Annotated in this window: 14 protein-coding genes and 1 tRNA gene; 7 read left to right on the top strand and 8 right to left on the bottom strand. The window is 62.0% G+C overall.

All coding sequences use genetic code 11. The annotated features are described in order from the left end of the window. Positions 1-43: 43 nt before the first annotated feature. Positions 44-1,174 carry a site-specific DNA-methyltransferase gene (locus QA644_RS03330; protein WP_283071067.1) on the top strand — a complete coding sequence of 377 codons (1,131 nt, stop codon included), beginning with the start codon at positions 44-46 and terminating at the stop codon, positions 1,172-1,174. A gap of 119 nt (positions 1,175-1,293) precedes the next feature. Here QA644_RS03330 and QA644_RS03335 read toward each other — a convergent pair whose 3' ends face one another. After that, positions 1,294-1,911, bottom strand: coding sequence for an HAD family phosphatase (locus QA644_RS03335; RefSeq protein ID WP_283071068.1), 618 nt, complete (start codon positions 1,909-1,911; stop codon positions 1,294-1,296). A gap of 3 nt (positions 1,912-1,914) precedes the next feature. Next, positions 1,915-3,006, bottom strand: a complete 1,092-nt coding sequence (gene mutY, locus QA644_RS03340) for an A/G-specific adenine glycosylase (protein WP_283071069.1) — start codon at positions 3,004-3,006, stop codon at positions 1,915-1,917. Between the two features lie 97 nt (positions 3,007-3,103). Between mutY and QA644_RS03345 the strand changes: the two genes are divergently transcribed. The 4 genes from QA644_RS03345 to ppdK all read left to right on the top strand — a co-directional run bounded on the left by QA644_RS03345 (position 3,104) and on the right by ppdK (position 11,187). Beyond that, positions 3,104-3,592: a DUF721 domain-containing protein gene (locus QA644_RS03345; RefSeq protein ID WP_074070194.1), complete on the top strand. Its 489-nt coding sequence runs from the start codon at positions 3,104-3,106 to the stop codon at positions 3,590-3,592. Between the two features lie 286 nt (positions 3,593-3,878). Next, positions 3,879-4,571 (top strand): DsbA family protein, encoded by a 693-nt coding sequence (locus QA644_RS03350; protein WP_074066931.1) that lies wholly within the window; start codon positions 3,879-3,881, stop codon positions 4,569-4,571. Between the two features lie 78 nt (positions 4,572-4,649). Then, complete coding sequence (locus QA644_RS03355) at positions 4,650-8,111, top strand: chromosome segregation SMC family protein (RefSeq protein ID WP_283071072.1); 3,462 nt, start codon at positions 4,650-4,652, stop codon at positions 8,109-8,111. Between the two features lie 403 nt (positions 8,112-8,514). Next, positions 8,515-11,187, top strand: coding sequence for a pyruvate, phosphate dikinase (gene ppdK / locus QA644_RS03360; RefSeq protein WP_194729169.1), 2,673 nt, complete (start codon positions 8,515-8,517; stop codon positions 11,185-11,187). Here the strand turns inward: ppdK and QA644_RS03365 are convergent. Together QA644_RS03365 and QA644_RS03370 are read right to left on the bottom strand one after the other, a co-directional pair. Then, entirely contained in the window at positions 11,175-11,444 is a 270-nt protein-coding gene (locus QA644_RS03365; protein WP_074066934.1) for a hypothetical protein, read from the bottom strand. The genes ppdK and QA644_RS03365 overlap by 13 nt on opposite strands. 88 nt (positions 11,445-11,532) lie before the next feature. Further along, complete coding sequence (locus QA644_RS03370) at positions 11,533-11,922, bottom strand: hypothetical protein (RefSeq protein ID WP_039844224.1); 390 nt, start codon at positions 11,920-11,922, stop codon at positions 11,533-11,535. Positions 11,923-12,143: 221 nt separating this feature from the next. Here QA644_RS03370 and QA644_RS03375 point away from each other — a divergent pair, with 221 nt between their 5' ends. Beyond that, entirely contained in the window at positions 12,144-13,049 is a 906-nt protein-coding gene (locus QA644_RS03375) for a DUF1499 domain-containing protein (protein ID WP_239595125.1), read from the top strand. Positions 13,050-13,058: 9 nt separating this feature from the next. Here QA644_RS03375 and QA644_RS03380 read toward each other — a convergent pair whose 3' ends face one another. From QA644_RS03380 to QA644_RS03395, 4 genes are read right to left on the bottom strand one after another with little or no spacing between them, the layout of a single operon-like run. Next, positions 13,059-14,756: an SDR family oxidoreductase gene (locus tag QA644_RS03380; protein ID WP_283071075.1), complete on the bottom strand. Its 1,698-nt coding sequence runs from the start codon at positions 14,754-14,756 to the stop codon at positions 13,059-13,061. Next, positions 14,753-15,205: a DCC1-like thiol-disulfide oxidoreductase family protein gene (locus tag QA644_RS03385; RefSeq protein WP_194729172.1), complete on the bottom strand. Its 453-nt coding sequence runs from the start codon at positions 15,203-15,205 to the stop codon at positions 14,753-14,755. Before QA644_RS03385 ends, QA644_RS03380 begins: the two co-directional genes overlap by 4 nt. After that, a complete protein-coding gene (locus QA644_RS03390; RefSeq protein WP_283071077.1) occupies positions 15,202-16,125 on the bottom strand; it encodes an MBL fold metallo-hydrolase in 924 nt (307 codons plus the stop codon). The genes QA644_RS03385 and QA644_RS03390 overlap by 4 nt, the downstream gene beginning before the upstream one ends. 3 nt (positions 16,126-16,128) lie before the next feature. Then, entirely contained in the window at positions 16,129-16,425 is a 297-nt protein-coding gene (locus QA644_RS03395; RefSeq protein ID WP_194729174.1) for a cupin domain-containing protein, read from the bottom strand. A gap of 163 nt (positions 16,426-16,588) precedes the next feature. Here QA644_RS03395 and QA644_RS03400 point away from each other — a divergent pair. Next, positions 16,589-16,663 (top strand) — tRNA-Gln (locus tag QA644_RS03400). The last annotated feature ends 204 nt before the right edge of the window (positions 16,664-16,867 follow it).

Consider the following 16,867-nt stretch of genomic DNA (forward strand, 5'->3'; position numbering starts at 1 on the left):
ATAACGGCGAGTAAAAGCGTAATGTGTATAAGCGAGTATCCATATGGCGTCAGTTTTTCCGCTTGCCGATCTCAAGACCTCCGCAACACCGGGTTCTTGGATCGACACGATCATCAAGGGTGATTGTGTTGCAGCCCTCGAAGCTTTGCCGACCAATTCCGTCGATGTCATATTCGCTGACCCTCCGTACAATCTCCAGCTCGGCGGCACGCTTCATCGTCCGGACCAGTCGCTTGTCGATGCCGTCGATGACGCGTGGGATCAGTTTGCATCCTTCGAAGTCTACGACGCGTTCACCCGCGCTTGGCTGCTTGCCTGCCGCCGCGTGCTGAAGCCTACCGGCACGATCTGGGTCATCGGCTCCTATCACAATATCTTCCGGGTCGGCGCGACCCTGCAGGACCTGAACTTCTGGATTCTCAACGACATCATCTGGCGCAAGACCAACCCGATGCCGAACTTCAAGGGCCGCCGCTTCCAGAATGCCCATGAGACGATGATCTGGGCGAGCCCCGACGCGAAGGCCAAGAGCTATACCTTCAACTACGATGCGATGAAGGCTGCCAACGACGACGTGCAGATGCGCTCCGACTGGTTGTTCCCGATCTGCAGCGGCGGCGAACGGCTGAAGGGCGACGATGGCAAGAAAGTTCATCCGACGCAGAAGCCGGAGGCGCTGCTCGCCCGTGTCATCATGGCGTCGTCGAAACCCGGCGACATCATACTCGATCCGTTCTTCGGCTCCGGCACCACCGGCGCTGTCGCCAAGCGCCTCGGCCGCCACTTCGTCGGCATCGAGCGCGAACAGGGCTATATCGATGCGGCCTCTGCCCGCATTGCCGCCGTCGAGCCGCTCGGCAAGGCAGAGCTGACCGTCATGACCGGCAAGAAGCAGGAGGTTCGCGTCGCCTTCAATGCACTATTGGAAAGCGGCCTCATCAAACCCGGCCAGGTGCTGACTGATGCCCGCCGCCGCTACAGTGCGATCGTCCGCGCCGACGGCACGGTTGCCTCCGGCGGCGAGGCTGGTTCGATTCATCGTCTCGGCGCGAAAGTGCAGGGGCTCGATGCATGCAACGGATGGACATTCTGGCACTTCGACGACGGGCAATCCCTGCGCCCCATCGACGATTTGCGGTCTGTGATCCGCAGTGATCTGGCGAAGGCGGAATGAGCAGCGGCCTGACCTGATCGAGACTACCTTCTTCCGGTTTTTGTACCTCCAGTTGCGGAAGAAGGCCTACGGCGCCCGGGATCAACACCCCGGGCGCCTTTCTTTTCAACGCCAGTCCGTCACCTTGCCCTTACGCCATAGTCGGCAAGATCGCTGCGCAACTGGTCGGCACCGGTGAAAAGCACGGCGTTCCATCCTGCCGCCCTTGCGCCTTCGACATTCGCAGGCGCGTCGTCGATGAAGATCGTCGCCGCCGGCTCGAGGCTGAAGCTCCTCGTATGCGTTTCATAGATCGCGATATCCGGCTTGATTAAGCCGACATCGCCGGAAACGGTGACGCCGCGCGGTTTCGTCAGGAAGGCAAAGCGCTTCTGCGCCTCGCGGAACGTATCGGATGCGAAGTTCGTCAGCATTGTGACATCGCGGCCCTCCGCAATCAGCGCTTCCATGATCGCGACGCTGTCCTCGTAGGAATGCGGCACCATTTCGTGCCAGTACTTGCGGAAGGCGCGGATATGCTCTTCCCGCGTCGGATGGGCTTCAATCAGAAGAGCTTCGGCATCCGCCCAGGTGCGTCCGCGGTCCTGCTCGACGTTCCAATCATGGGTGCAGACATTGTCGAAAAACCACTTGCGTTCGGCCGCGTCGGGAATGAGGCGGCTGTAGGGAATATTCGGATCGTAGTGGATAAGAACTTTGCCAATATCAAAAACGATATGATGGATTGATGCAGTCATATGTCATCCCTTGGGCATTGCAAACACAAGAGGAATAGCGGTGGCGATCGCCTTTTTCATGATGGTCGGCAGCGCCTGCGCTTCAAGATTTGTAACCGGCTCCCACCATTTGTCATCAGTCTGAATTCGCGATGGGATCGCGGCGCGGTAGATCGAAAGCCGGAGTTCGAAATGCGTGAAGACATGGGTGACGCTGCCGCATGGTTCCCATTGTGCCGGGAAGGGCGCTGCATCCGCGGAAGTTTCCCCATCCGCCCGCGATGTCCAAGCGGTCGTCGGCACCTCCGTCATGCCGCCGAGCAGCCCGCTTGCGATCCGCCGCCGCAGGAGGATTTCGCCGTCAGCGGTCACGGCGACGAACGCTGCGCCGCGCCGGACCGGCCTTTCCTTCTTTGCCGCCTTCACCGGAAACTGCTCGGGATCATGCAGGCGAAGCGCCTCGCACGATCCCCTGAACGGACAGAGCGAACATGCCGGCCGTTTCGGCGTACAGATGGTTGCGCCGAGATCCATCATCGCCTGCGCGAAATCGCCGGGTCTGTCGGCTGGCGTCAAGAGCGCCACCTTCTGCTTCATCAGCGGCTTGCCGGCCGGAAGCGGAGTCGCGATCGCGTAGAGCCTGGAGATCACACGCTCGACATTGCCGTCCATGACGGCAGCCTGCCTGTTGAAAGCGATCGCCGCGACCGCCGCTGCCGTATAGTCGCCGATGCCCGGCAGCGATTTCAGGCCGTCCTCCGTGTCCGGAAAGACGCCGTCATGTTGCGTGGCGACCGCTTCTGCGCATTTCTTGAGATTGCGGGCGCGGGCGTAGTAGCCGAGCCCCGCCCAAGCTGCCATGACATCGTCGTTCGGCGCCTCGGCGAGGTCGCGAACCGTTGGCCAGCGCGCCAGGAAATTCGCAAAATAGGGCTTCACGGCCTGCACGGTCGTCTGCTGCAGCATGACTTCCGAAAGCCAGACGCGATAGGGATCGGCCCTCACGCCACGCGCCGCCATCGGCGGGGAGACGCGCCAGGGCAGGTCGCGGTGATGCCGGTCGTACCAGTCGAGAAGAGGCGTTGCGGAAGGGGCGTCGAGTGTCGTTGATGTCATCATTTGCCGCGGGACGGGGAAGTGCCCTATACTTGGCGGAGCAATGCTGCGCGATCAAGGTGGTAGCGCCGATTGGCGGCGGCATCCGAAGGTTTCGATGAGTTATCCACGTAAAGCTGAAAAGCAGATATCCGAACTGGCGAACGGCCTGATCGACCCGGTGCTTGCAAAACGGGCCGGCATCAACACCGCGCTGCTTGGTTCCTGGGATGAAATTGCCGGCGAGGATTTCGCCGACTGCACACGTCCGGAAAAGATCGCCTGGGCGCGCGGCAATGAAGTCGACACCTATAAACCCGGCGTCCTGACGATTGCCTGCGAAGGCGCGCGCGCTCTGTTTTTGACGCACGCGCAGGGCGAACTCATCCAGCGCATCAACAGCTTCTTCGGCTTTGCTGCCGTCCACCAGATCCGCATCGTCCAGAAGCCCGTTTCGCAAGCGGTAAAGCGCTCCCGCACTCCGCCGCCACTGAAGGGCGAGGCTGCCCGAAAGCTTGAAGACATGATGGAAGGCATCGAGGGCGACAAGCTGCGCGAGGCGGTGAAGCGGCTGGGCACTGCGGTGCTGGGCAAGCGGAGCAGATAACGCACTTTGAAAAACCGTCTTCGTTCGCATTCTTGTATTCGAGAAACGGGTCCCCATCGCTTATAGAATTGAGAAAAGCAGCGTTCAAATACTCAAGCTGTTCCATACTGGCAGAAATACGCCTGCCGCTTTTTGGCAAAACTGAAATTGCAGATGCGGCTCGCAACGTCAGCTTTCGTCCCACCAAGGTCACAATTCTTTGAAGAAAGTTGCCGAAGCGTGCCTTGTTCGCGGCCGCGTGCCGTTATATCGCACATTCAGCCGCCACTCTCGATTAGGGGAACCCATGCTGATCTCTGAAATGCAACTGACGAAACGCCAGCTTCTGAGCGGCATGGCCGCCGCGACCGCGACACTTGCGGTTACCGGCACGGCAAACGCAGCAGCCGAACTTCCGCAGCCGGCTGGTGATGTCGACATGGCGGAAGTGCTGAAGCCCGGCCCGCTGCCAGAAATGGGGCTCGGCAAGGAAGATGCGCCGGTGACCATCGTCGAATATATGTCGATGACCTGCCCGCATTGCGCCCACTTCCACAACACAACCTTCGACGAGATCAAGAAGAAGTACGTGGACACCGGCAAGGCGCGTTTCATCATCCGCGAATTCCCGTTCGATCCGGCCGCTGCAGCAGCCTTCATGCTCGCTCGCTGCAACGCTTCCAAGCCGGAAGAATTGAGCACGCCGGAACAGTATTTTCCGATGGTTTCCATGCTTTTCAAGCAGCAGGAAACCTGGGCCGCCGCTGAAGATCGCCGTGCTGCACTTCTCCAGATGGCCAAACTCGCTGGATTTAGTGAGGATAGTTTTACGAAGTGCTTGACGAACCAGAAGCTTCTGGATGAAGTGAACGCCACGCGGGAAAGGGGCTCCAAGGAGTTCGGCATCGATGCCACGCCGACTTTCCTCATCAACGGGAAGCGTTATTCTGGAGACATGCCGGTTGACACCATGTCGGCCCTCATCGACAGCCTGCTTTGATCCGAACCGTTTCAAGATGACGGGCGGCGGCGAAAGCCGTGCGCCCGTTTTTTGTTCTGCGCGCCGTGAGGGCGCCGCATGAAGTTCAACAAGCTCCGCGTCATCGGCTTCAAATCCTTCGTCGAGCCGACGGAATTCATCATCGAGCGGGGCCTGACCGGCGTTGTCGGGCCGAACGGCTGCGGCAAGTCCAATCTTGTCGAGGCGCTGCGCTGGGTGATGGGCGAGAACTCGTACAAGAACATGCGCGCCTCCGGCATGGACGATGTGATCTTCTCCGGTTCGGGAAACCGCCCGGCGCGCAACACGGCCGAAGTCGCGCTCTATCTCGACAACAGCGAGCGTATGGCGCCCGCCGCGTTCAACGACAGCGACGAAATTCAGGTGACCCGCCGCATCGAGCGCGAACAGGGTTCGATCTATCGAATCAATGGCAAGGAAAGCCGTGCCAAGGACGTGCAGCTTCTCTTCGCCGATGCCTCGACCGGCGCGCGCTCGCCGTCGATGGTCGGGCAGGGGCGTATCGGCGAGCTGATTTCGGCAAAGCCCCAGGCCCGCCGCCAGTTGCTGGAAGAGGCCGCGGGCATTTCCGGCCTGCATTCCCGCCGTCATGAGGCCGAACTGCGGCTGCGCGCCGCCGAAGGCAACCTCGAACGCCTTGATGACGTGACCTCGCAGCTTGAAGGCCAGATCGAGAGCCTGAAGCGCCAGGCGCGTCAGGCGAACCGCTTCAAGACGCTGTCTGCCGAAATCCGTGCGCGCGAAGCCACACTTCTGCATATCCGCTGGGTGCAGGCGAAGGAGGCGGAAGCCGAGGCCGACAGCGCCCTTAACCAGGCGACCGTCGTCGTTGCGGAAAAGGCCCAGATCCAGATGGAGGCCGCAAAGGCTCAAGGGGTGGCCAGCCTGAAGCTTCCGGAGCTCCGCGAGAGCGAGGCGCGTGCCGCCGCTGCCCTCCAGCGGCTGCAGATCGCAAAGTCGCAGCTCGAGGACGACGCAAACCGCATCCTGCGCCGCCGCGACGAACTGACTCGCCGCCTGGCGCAACTCGCCGAGGACATTCAGCGCGAGGAGCGGCTGGTGTCGGACAATGCTGCGATCCTTTCGCGGCTCGATGCCGAGGAGGCGGATATTGCGGAGATATTGGCCGATTCTGGCCGCCATGCCGACGAATTGCGCGAGGCTTTCGAAGGTGCTGCGGCAAAGCTTGCCGACAGCGAGCGCGTTTTCGCGGCGCTGACCGCCGAGCGCGCCGAAGCTGCCGCTGGACGCCATCAGCTGGAACGGGCGATCCGCGATCTAGCAGACCGCAAGATGCGCCTCGAACGGCAGATGAACGAAGCAAACCGCGAGTTCTCCAGTGTGGCTGAAAAGATCACTGCGCTGCCCGATCCCGATGAAAAGCGGGCAGTGGTCGAAGCTGCGGAGATGGCTGTCGCCGAGGCCGAAACGGTGATCCAGGCGGTCGAACAAGCGCTCTCCGCAGCGCGAGAGACCGAAGCGCTTTCACGCGCGCCGGTCGATCAGGCGCGCTCGAAGCTGAATGCGCTGGAAACCGAAGGCCGCACGATCTCGCGCATGCTTGCTGCGGGTGCGGCGGCAGGGCAATTCCCGCCGGTTGCCGATGAGCTCCGCGTCGATCGCGGCTTCGAAACGGCCTTGGGCGCCGCACTCGGCGACGATCTGGAATCGCCCCTTGATGCGAAGGCGCCTGCCCACTGGTCGGGAAATGGTGATGGCACTTCCGATCCCGCACTGCCGGCCGGTGTCGTGCCCTTGCTGAACCATGTCGGCGCGCCGGCTGCACTGACGCGCCGCTTGAAGCAGATTGGCCTCGTCGCCGATGGCGACGTGATGCGGTTGATGAACGACTTGAAGCCCGGCCAGCGCCTGGTGACGAAAGATGGCGCCGTCTACCGCTGGGATGGCCATGTGACCGGCGCCGATGCGCCGAGTGCCGCCGCTTTGCGCCTTGCCCAGAAGAACCGCCTCGGCGAGCTGGAAAGCGAAGTTTCGCTCGCTCGCGATGTTCTGGCTGAAGCGGAGGAGCGGCTTGCCATGGCGAGCGAAGCCATTCGCGGCGAGGAACGCAAGCTCAACGAAGCCCGTGACATGAGCCGCCTTTCAGCCCGTCATCTTGCCGAGGCGCGCGACGCGCTGGCTGCCGCCGAACGCGCCTCCGGCGATCTCATCCGCCGTCGCGACGTGGTTGCGGAAGCCGTCAACCAGCTCCAGTCGCAGCAGGAAGACCTCGCCGTTCAGGAAGAGACCGCGCGCATCGAGCTCGAGGATGCGCCGGATCTCACCGCACTCGACGACCGGCTGCGCATGCAGCAAGCCGAGGTCGCGACCGATCGCGGTCTTGCGGCCGAAGCGCGCGCCCGCCACGAAAGCCTGAACCGCGAGAACGAGGCTCGCCAGCGCCGCATCATTGCGATCGGCCAGGAGCGCGAGACCTGGCGCCAGCGCGCCGCAAGCGCCGAGGATCACATCGCGACCTTGCGCGATCGCGAGGAGGAGGCACGCGAGGAAGCGGCCGAACTCGAAATGGCGCCGGATGAATTCGAGGACAAGCGCCAAGCGCTGCTGAACGAATTGCAGAAAGCAGAAGCCGCCCGCCGTGGGGCCGGCGATCTTCTCGCTGCCGCCGAACTCGTGCAGCGCGAAGCCGATCATAAGGCCGCCACCGCGCTTTCCGAACTTGCCGAAAGCCGCGAGCGCCGGGCCCGCGCCGAAGAGCGCCTCGTCTCTGCGCGCGAGAAGCGGCAGGAGAGCGAAAGCCGAATCCGGGAAGTGCTCAATGTTCCGCCACATGAGGCGTACCGTCTGACAGGCCTGCAGGCTATGCAGTCCGTTCCCGACTTGCGCGAGGTCGAGCGTGAGCTGGAGCGGTTGAAGATGGAGCGCGAGCGCCTCGGAGCCGTGAACCTCCGCGCCGAGGAAGAGCAGAAGGAACTCACCGAAAAGCTCGAGGCGCTGATCAGGGAGCGTGACGACGTCATCGACGCCATCCGCAAGCTACGCGGCGCGATCCAGAGCCTCAACCGCGAGGGCCGCGAACGCCTGATCGCCGCCTTCGACGTCGTCAACGGCCAGTTCCAGCGCCTCTTCACCCATCTTTTCGGTGGCGGCACGGCGGAGCTTCAGCTGATCGAATCCGATGATCCTCTTGAGGCGGGCCTCGAAATCCTCGCCCGCCCGCCCGGCAAGAAGCCGCAGACGATGACACTGCTTTCGGGCGGCGAGCAAGCGCTCACGGCCATGGCCCTGATCTTCGCCGTCTTCCTCACCAATCCGGCGCCAATCTGCGTGCTGGACGAGGTGGATGCGCCGCTGGATGATCACAATGTTGAGCGCTATTGCAATCTGATGGATGAAATGGCGGCCTCGACCGAGACCCGATTCGTGATCATTACTCACAATCCAATCACCATGGCGCGCATGAATCGACTTTTTGGTGTAACGATGGCTGAACAAGGTGTATCGCAGCTTGTTTCCGTCGACTTGCAAACCGCCGAACGCCTTCGCGAAACGGCCTGAAAAATAAGCGCTTTCATAAATACCCAAAAAAGGTCACGTCCCAAAGGGCGCGTTAACCCAATTGGGTGATGCTCTTTTTCCAGAATTGAATTAGAAGTTGTTTCTAGATGGCGGACCTGAGATGCGGGCTTATGCGCATGTTGGATCGACCGGGTGGCATACCGAATAAGGGCAGTCGGATTTTCCCGGTTTAATGTACCCCCCGTCCAGTTTCCTGGCTGGACGGAAACAAGGCTTTGCGGGACGGTTGTTGCAGTCCCGCAAAGCTTTTTTTCTTCCCAATTCCAATCAATCGGTTCGAAACGGCGAGCATCCATTGTGCGGTGCAACATTTCGCCGTATTTGTCGATTTTCATTTCAGGACCAAGGGAATAAGCTGGTCCTGATTTTGATCGGGGGGAAGATGACCAAACTGGTCTATACGTTCGGCAACGGGCAGGCGGAAGGTCGCGCACGGGACCATGACGTTTTGGGCGGTAAGGGCGCCAATCTGGCCGAGATGTGCAGCCTGGGCCTGCCGGTGCCGCCGGGCTTCACCATCGTCGCCGATGCATGCAGCGCTTATTACACGCTCGGCAGACGGATCGATGCCGGCCTGAAAGATGAAATCCGCCGCGGACTGGAGACGATCGAGAAGGCGACTGGCCGGCAGTTCGGCGCAAAGGACCGGCCGCTGCTCTTGTCCGTCCGCTCAGGCGCCCGCATTTCCATGCCGGGCATGATGGATACGGTTCTCAATCTCGGCCTCAACGACGAAACCGTGCAGGCGCTGGGACATGATGCGGGCGACGCCCGGTTTGCCTGGGATAGCTACCGCCGCTTCATCCAGATGTATGCGGATGTCGTCATGGGCCTCGATCACGAAATTTTCGAGGAGATCCTGGAAGACCAGAAGGCGCGTCTCGGCCATGAGCTCGAAACCGAGCTGACAGCCAGTGACTGGCAGCATGTCGTTTCGCTGTATAAGGAGCTGATCGAGGAGGAACTCGGCGAGGAATTCCCGCAGGATCCCGAAGAGCAGCTCTGGGGTGCCATCGGTGCCGTCTTCGCAAGCTGGATGAGCGCGCGCGCCGTCACCTATCGCCAGCTCCACAACATTCCGGGAGGCTGGGGCACGGCCGTCAACGTCCAGGCCATGGTCTTCGGCAATCTCGGCAATGCGTCGGCAACCGGCGTCGCCTTTACGCGCAACCCCTCGACCGGCGAAAGGTCGCTCTACGGCGAATTCCTTGTCAATGCGCAAGGCGAAGACGTGGTCGCCGGCATCCGCACGCCCCAAAGCATTACGGAGGAGGGACGCATCAACTCCGGTTCCGACCGTCCATCGCTGGAAAAGCTGATGCCAGAGGCTTTCGAGGAACTCACCCATATCTGCACCGAGCTCGAAGCGCACTACCGCGACATGCAGGACATCGAATTCACCATCGAGCGCGGCAAGCTCTGGATGCTGCAGACGCGCTCCGGCAAGCGCTCGACAAAGGCGGCGATGAAGATCGCCGTCGATATGGTGGATGAAAAGCTGATCACCGAAGAGCAGGCGGTGCTGCGCATCGAGCCGTCAACGCTCGACCAGCTTCTGCACCCGACGATCGATCCGCGCGTAGACCGCCAGGTGATAGGCACCGGATTGCCGGCTTCGCCGGGGGCTGCGACCGGCGCGATCGTCTTCACCGCGGAAGAGGCGGTCGAGGCGGAGGAGGAGGGCCGCAAGGTCATTTTGCTCCGCGTCGAAACGAGCCCGGAGGATATCCACGGCATGCATGCCGCAGAAGGTATCCTCACCACGCGCGGCGGTATGACCAGCCACGCCGCGGTGGTCGCCCGCGGCATGGGCGTCCCTTGCGTGGTCGGCGCCGGAACTATGCGCATCGATCTCCGCAACGAGCGCCTTATCGGTGTTGGGGTGACGCTGAAAAAGGGCGACATCATCACCATCGATGGCTCGGCCGGGCAGGTGCTGAGGGGCGAGGTTCCGATGATCCAGCCGGAGCTTTCCGGGGATTTCGGCCGCATCATGGGCTGGGCCGACAGGCTCCGCCGCATGACGGTGCGCACCAATGCCGATACCCCCGCCGACGCGCGCGCTGCGCGTGCCTTCGGCGCGGAAGGTATCGGCCTTTGCCGCACCGAACACATGTTCTTCGAAGGCGAGCGCATCCATGTCATGCGTGAGATGATCCTTGCCGAAGACGAGAAGGGCAGGCGTGCCGCGCTCGACAAGCTGCTGCCAATGCAGCGGTTGGATTTCACCGGCCTCTTCACCGTCATGCACGGCCTGCCGGTGACGATCCGCTTGCTCGATCCGCCGCTCCACGAATTCCTGCCGAAGACCGAGGAAGAGGTCGTGGATGTCGCGGCTGCCATGGGCATGGAGGCGGCCGCACTCCGCCAGCGTGTCGATGCGCTGCACGAATTCAACCCGATGCTCGGCCACCGCGGCTGCCGGCTTGCCATTTCCCATCCCGAAATCGTCGAAATGCAGGCGCGCGCCATTTTCGAGGCGGCTATTGCCGCCGCGCAGGAAACGGGGGCGGCCGTCGTCCCGGAAATCATGGTGCCGCTCGTCGGCCTTCGTTCGGAATTGGATTATGTCAAGGAACGGATCGACGCGGTTGCCGGGGAGGTGATGACCGAGGCTGGCATGAAGATCGATTATCTCGTCGGCACGATGATCGAGTTGCCGCGGGCAGCCCTGCGCGCGCACAAGATCGCCGAGGCCGCCGAGTTCTTCTCCTTCGGCACCAACGACTTGACGCAGACGACCTTCGGCATTTCGCGCGACGATGCCTCCGCCTTCCTCCCGACTTACCAGCGCAAGGGGATCATCGAGCACGATCCTTTCATCTCGCTGGATTTCGACGGCGTCGGCGAGTTGATCAGCATCGCTGCAGAACGCGGCAGGCGCACACGCAACGACATGAAGCTCGGCATCTGCGGCGAGCACGGCGGCGATCCCGCCTCGATCCATTTCTGTGAGACAATCGGCCTCGATTATGTCTCCTGTTCGCCGTTTCGCGTGCCGATTGCCCGGCTCGCGGCAGCTCAGGCGGTCATCAGCAACGGTCAGCGGCGGTAATAGCGCGGATAGTAGATCGGCCGGGTGAAGTCGTCGAAGTTTTCATCTGCCTGCGCGCGAAATGCCCGCGCGTCGGCGCGCCTGTCGAGATCAATGCGCTGCAGGCAGGTGGCAAACGCGTCGGTGCCGCGCCTGAAGCCGTAGCTGAGGCATCGCCGCTCGTCGGCAGCCCGCTGTTCTTCCGGCGTGAGAGTCTGGCAGGCCGAAAGGCTGATCGCGATGGCGGCGAGGGACAGGGAAAGAGCGGAAAGACGCATAGCACATTCTCCGATGCATGAACCGGGTCGCCAGACAAGAGGCGATTTGCCGGCTCACGTCAACAAACATCGGAAAACGCGGCTGAGTTCAGATTCGTTCCAGCACCTCGATGAAGGCATCGGCGAACTGCACGAGATGTGCGGTCTCCTGATCCGGCGCCTGCACGCGGATTTCCGAGCCATTGGTATCGAGAACGGCAAGCACGACACGCATTTTGGTGCTCGCCGACGGGATGCGCAGAACCGCGATGCGCCGGCAATCCTCGATGAGCCCGGCTGCCGGAAGATCGAACAGGAATTCGCCGTTTGCATTGGCGGCAGCCGCGCGCACGGCCTCGCAGAAGCCCTCTTCGCCGCCGTCGTAGCCTTCGAGCGAAAGCTCGAGCTCAAGAAGCTCCATCGGCAGGAAGGACTCGGATGGATCGCTTGCGCCAAGCGATGATGCCTGTGGTCTTTCGGTTGTTTCCGATGAAAGCATCACTCTTCTCCTGATCCTTCCCGTTATCGGCAAATCCGCCGGAGCCGTCTTTTTAGTGACATATCAGATGTTACTTATTAAAGCCACCACCGCCTTTTGGTGGATTGCGGCCCCTGCGCGGAGACAACAGTTTCAATTTAGGCGAATCTTGCCATAAACAAGTGTGGGTGCTTCTTGCGCCCTCGCAGGCGGTTTGCGCCCGCGAATAACCGGTAAGTTTGATGGCCATCCGCTTTGACCGCCCCGTTTCCAATTCGGCCCGCTTTGCGCGGCGCTTCGGGGCGTTTGCATTGGTCCTCTGGGTCGCGGTGCTGGTCGCGCACCGGTTCGGCGGGCTTGCCACGCCCTATCTCGTGCTCCTGCTGCTTGTCTCCATCGGCTTTGCGCTGCTTGCCGCCATGCTTGCGGCCGTCGGTCTCAGAAGCCTCTGGGCGACCGGAGCGGAAGGCGGCCTCGATGCGTTGAAAGCGCTGATCTTTGCGATCCTTCCCTTGGGTTTCGGCGGTTTTATCGCTGAGCGCTATTTCACGCTGCCGGCCATCTATGACGTGTCGACGGATGTCGTTTCAGCGCCAGACTGGCTTTCGTCGCCACATGCCGATCAGATCTGGATGAAACGCAATCCCGACGTGTCGCCGCAGGAGCGCGAACAGCAGCTCCTCGCTTATCCGGAACTGACCGGCCGGCGTTATGAAGGCGCGATCGACCGCGTGCTCGAAGCGGTCAGGAAAGTGGCGAAGCTGGATGGCATCACGATCACCGGAAGTGCCGGCGAAGGCGAACCGGTCCGCGATCTCGAGGATGCGCCGGCAAGGCCCGAGCCCGATGGCGATGCCGTCGCCGAAGCGCCCGATCAGGTTCCCGTTCCCACGCCGAGGCCCTATGAGGATGATGTCGCAAAGCTTATTCGCGACGCAAACGGCGTGACGCTTCAGGGCGAAACCCGCACGCTCATCACCGGCCTGCACTTCGACGTCGTCATCCGGCTGCGCGAAGAAGCCGAAACCACTTTCGTCGACATCCGCGTCGCCTCCCGCTACGGCCAGCACGACCTCGGCCTCAGCACCGAAATCGCCGACCATTATCTCGAAGCCCTCGATATGGAATTGCTGGGCATTGCGGGGTAAGACGAAGGCTCAACCGCCTTCTTCTTCCAGCCATCCGGCATACCTCACGATCAGCCCGGTCAGCGGCCCGCCGACCTCCACATGAAAATGGAACCGGCTTTCGCGCTCCTCCTCGTAGATATCGCCGCCGGGCGCTAGCACCAAAGGCAGGGGGATGCCGAAAAATCGCCAGCCGCGAACGACGAAACGGAGCTTGGCGCCATCCGGGACCACAGCCATGAGAATCCGGAAAGGCCCGAAATCTTCAGCGAGCAGATGCGCATCGCGCCCATGGCCCTCCAGTTGTACGCTGCGAAACTCTGCACCGCCGAAATCGCGTGTCCAGAACTCTATTCTGCCTTTGGTGGTGAAACATACGCGGACCGCAACATCATCCTGCGCTTTCGGAAAGCCCACGGCGGCAGCGATGATCGAGGCCAGGAAGCCGGTCCCGCGCTCCACGCGTGCACGGCCGGAGAGCCTGTGCCCGCCTTCGCTTGTGTCATGCGTCGCGGCAATTGCACGGGGCAGCCGTTCCCAGGCCGAGCCGAGCAGGCGCCGGTAGAGAGGCAGGTCCACCTCTCCCGGCCGAACGTGGCGCGTGCCGCTGTGGATGGCGAAACGCTCGAAGCATCTTTCGAACGCTTCAAGAAGAAATTCGCCGGCCGCCGACCGCGCACCATCGGCCGGTCGATTGCCATTCGCCAGCTTTCGGATCATGGCCTCCAGCCCGGTGACAGGGATGAACGGCCCGTCATCGCCTTCCGCGACCAGATGCCAGCTTGCTTCGAGCGGCTGGCCGGCCCGATCCGATCCCGAGGCGCGGACGAACATGCCGCCCCTGTGTTCGCCGGAGGCGAGGAGCTTGCTTGCCCGATGCATCAACGGGGCAAATGGCAGTAGGGAGGGAAGAAGCTTGAGCCGCACCAGTTGCGCCGTTGCGGCCAGCAGCCGTTGCAAGCACTGCGGCTTTGTTGCCGCACCGGTGAATATTGATGACAGGCCTTCGAACCGCTGAGGCAGAAGATCGAGGTCCGGTGCGTCAACCAGTCTGAAACGTCCGCTTTTGAGCGGGATGCATCCCGGCGGTGCGACCGTCACCCGATGCCATTCGATCAGCCCAAGGCCGGTCGCGGAAATGCCGTTGCGAAGGACCGGCACGGGCTTTCCGGCATAGCTCGCAATCGCCCGGATGACGTTGGGGCCGATGTCGGCATGCGGCGAGGGCGCGATACCCGATGAAACATGGTCGATCCGCGAAAAATCCTGTGCCAGACGGTCGAGCGCGGCAAAGGAGAGAGCCGGAAAGCTGCTCAGCCCCGACAGAACGAATACGCCTGCCGCCCGCGCTTTCGCGTCGAGCTCTGCGATCCCGCGGACGAATTCGCGGCTGTCTGCCAGATCGGCGTAGTCGATGCCGAGAGATATGCAGGCTCTCGGCACGCGATAGGTGTCGCCGCCCATCGTCTGAAACGGTCCGGAAGCGTCTACGGTCACGGCGGGCGCGACCGCTGACAGCTGCTTGTAAACATCGCCGTTGCGGTCGAACTCCACCGGCTCCTTGCCGGCTTTGCCGCCCAGGCTGGACACGAAAGCAACCGCCTTGGCAAGCGAACGTCCTCCAATCAGCAGGCAGAAGCGCTCGTCGTCGCAAAGAAGCTGCGACAGCCTGGCGCCGAAGGTGCCATAGCCGCCGATGATGAGAATGCGAAGTGCTGCACCGCTCATCCCAGGAAGCGGCTCCGTTCCTCGGGCGAAGGCACATAGCAGGTTGTCCGGCGCCCGGCGATCTTCAGGCGGTTTCTGGCGACGAACTCATAGAGCCGGTCGGCAAACGGGCGCGGCAGGATGTAAAGGATACTGACGAGCGACCAGGGAAAGCCGAGCCGGGCAATCATGCGGATCGAACCCTCGGATTTGAAATGCGCGCGGCCGTCTTCGAGCAGGATATTCGTCTCGTAGTGCCGCTCATCCAGGCCGTAGTGCCGGTAAAGTGCCGTGCCGAGCGGCGATTGCGCGGCAAGGAAGCGGTAACGCCCGGCCTTGTCGTGCTTCAGCGCAAATTTCACCCAGCGGGAGCAGAAGACGCATTCGCCGTCGAAGATGATGAGCGGCTTGTCGTCCGGAAAGGCCGGAACAGCGGCATCGCTCCGATAGCTATAGTCATTCCGTCTCATCGTCCCTCTCCAGCAGACAGTCGATACGCCCCGAAGAGCGAAGGCGGTCCGTCCGCCTGCACGATGCCGCGTTCCACCAAGTCCTCGATATGCGCGAAGACGGAGAGTGCCGCCGCGCCGTGCAGCCTGGGGTCTGTGTCGCGGTAGATCACCTTCACCATGTCGGGGATCAGCCGGTCGCCCGCCTTAATCCGCTCCACGACGGCGCGCTCGCGCATGCGCCGGTGCGTCTTCAGCGCCCGCATGAAGGAGACGGGACGTTTCACCGGCCCGCCATGGCCCGGTAAAAGCAGGTGGTCGCGGCGTGCTATAAGCTTGTCGAGCGAGGCCATGTAATCGGCCATCGAGCCATCCGGCGGCGCAACGATGGAGGTCGCCCAGGCCATGACATGGTCGCCAGAAAAGAGGATGCCGGTGCCTTCGAGCGCGAAAGTCGCGTGGTTTGCGGCGTGTCCCGGTGTCAGCACCGCCGTCAGCGCCCAGCCGTCACCCTTGATGGTCTCGCCGTCGCCAACCGAGATATCCGGCACGAAACGCGTATCGGAGCTTTCGGCAAAGGGATTGACCTCGCCGTCATAGAGCGGCCTTGCTGCGCGGTGCATACCTTCGCCGACGGTGATGGCGCCTGTCTCTTTCTGCAACTTCGCGGCAAGCGGCGAGTGGTCGCGATGCGTATGGGTGATGACTATATGCGTGACCGTCCGGCCGTTGAGCGCCTTGATCAGTGCCTCAAAATGCGCCTCGTTCTCAGGCCCCGGATCGATGACGGCGACGGATGAGGTACCGACGATGTAGCTGTTGGTGCCGTGGAAGGTGAAAGGGCTCGGATTGTTGGCCGTGATGCGCTGGACCCCCGGCGCAACGTCCACCGCGCGGCCATAGTGAGGCTCGAAGGCAAGATCGAATGTCGGGCTGGGCATGGTTTACTTGTATTCTATCTCGATAAAGGACATCGGCTCGCTTCCGGCATTGACGACATTGTGCTCCGCGCCCGCCTCGCGCCGGTAGGCAGCACCCTTGGCCACGTCGACGCGCCGGCTGCCATTCCGATCCTCGAGCAGGAATTTGCAATCAGTCATCGGCACGACGACATAGCCGAGCCCGTGGGTATGCACGCCGGTATCCGCGCCCGGCTCGAAATCCCAGCGCGTGATGCGCACCACGGCATCGTCGAGAAGAAGCGTCGCAAGGGCAGGCGGGCGGGCACGGTACTGGCTCATCATCTCTCCTGAGACTTTGATCGGGCGAACCAAGACGTAGCACGGCGCAGGAAGAAGCGCACAGAAATATGCCGGAAGCGCAAGTTAGTGATTGTGAGGCGGCCGGACCTTTGCTAATCAGGCCTCGCTTCCGGCAAAGCGGGTTTCCGCTCTCAAGCTGTGGTGGGGCGTCGCCAAGCGGTAAGGCACCGGTTTTTGGTACCGGCATTCCCAGGTTCGAATCCTGGCGCCCCAGCCAAGACTGTTCGGGGTCCATACCGGACACATAGGTTACGGTTTATTCCTGAGACATAGTGGACTGCACCCATTTGGTGAGACAGCAACCGGTAACAGTTCTCCCGGCCGTGAATTGCGTCTGGTGTCTCTTGCCGCTGTTGCAAGAGCTTTTGCCACTGATAAAGGCTCTTGCGCGAAATCCCCAACGCGAGCAAGCTTGCTGACA

The sequence above is a fragment of the Rhizobium sp. CC1099 genome, assembly GCF_029714385.1.
Lineage (GTDB): Bacteria > Pseudomonadota > Alphaproteobacteria > Rhizobiales > Rhizobiaceae > Rhizobium.

Bases quoted from the DNA above. Each gene is read 5' to 3' on its own strand.
- QA644_RS03370 (WP_039844224.1), bottom strand. From the start codon at position 11,922: ATGCTTTCATCGGAAACAACCGAAAGACCACAGGCATCATCGCTTGGC.
- QA644_RS03395 (WP_194729174.1), bottom strand. From the start codon at position 16,425: ATGAGCCAGTACCGTGCCCGCCCGCCTGCCCTTGCGACGCTTCTTCTC.
- QA644_RS03335 (WP_283071068.1), bottom strand. From the start codon at position 1,911: ATGACTGCATCAATCCATCATATCGTTTTTGATATTGGCAAAGTTCTT.
- QA644_RS03355 (WP_283071072.1), top strand. From the start codon at position 4,650: ATGAAGTTCAACAAGCTCCGCGTCATCGGCTTCAAATCCTTCGTCGAG.
- QA644_RS03375 (WP_239595125.1), top strand. From the start codon at position 12,144: ATGGCCATCCGCTTTGACCGCCCCGTTTCCAATTCGGCCCGCTTTGCG.
- QA644_RS03330 (WP_283071067.1), top strand. From the start codon at position 44: ATGGCGTCAGTTTTTCCGCTTGCCGATCTCAAGACCTCCGCAACACCG.
- QA644_RS03350 (WP_074066931.1), top strand. From the start codon at position 3,879: ATGCTGATCTCTGAAATGCAACTGACGAAACGCCAGCTTCTGAGCGGC.
- QA644_RS03380 (WP_283071075.1), bottom strand. From the start codon at position 14,756: ATGAGCGGTGCAGCACTTCGCATTCTCATCATCGGCGGCTATGGCACC.
- QA644_RS03365 (WP_074066934.1), bottom strand. From the start codon at position 11,444: ATGCGTCTTTCCGCTCTTTCCCTGTCCCTCGCCGCCATCGCGATCAGC.
- mutY (WP_283071069.1), bottom strand. From the start codon at position 3,006: ATGACATCAACGACACTCGACGCCCCTTCCGCAACGCCTCTTCTCGAC.
- ppdK (WP_194729169.1), top strand. From the start codon at position 8,515: ATGACCAAACTGGTCTATACGTTCGGCAACGGGCAGGCGGAAGGTCGC.
- QA644_RS03345 (WP_074070194.1), top strand. From the start codon at position 3,104: ATGAGTTATCCACGTAAAGCTGAAAAGCAGATATCCGAACTGGCGAAC.
- QA644_RS03385 (WP_194729172.1), bottom strand. From the start codon at position 15,205: ATGAGACGGAATGACTATAGCTATCGGAGCGATGCCGCTGTTCCGGCC.
- QA644_RS03390 (WP_283071077.1), bottom strand. From the start codon at position 16,125: ATGCCCAGCCCGACATTCGATCTTGCCTTCGAGCCTCACTATGGCCGC.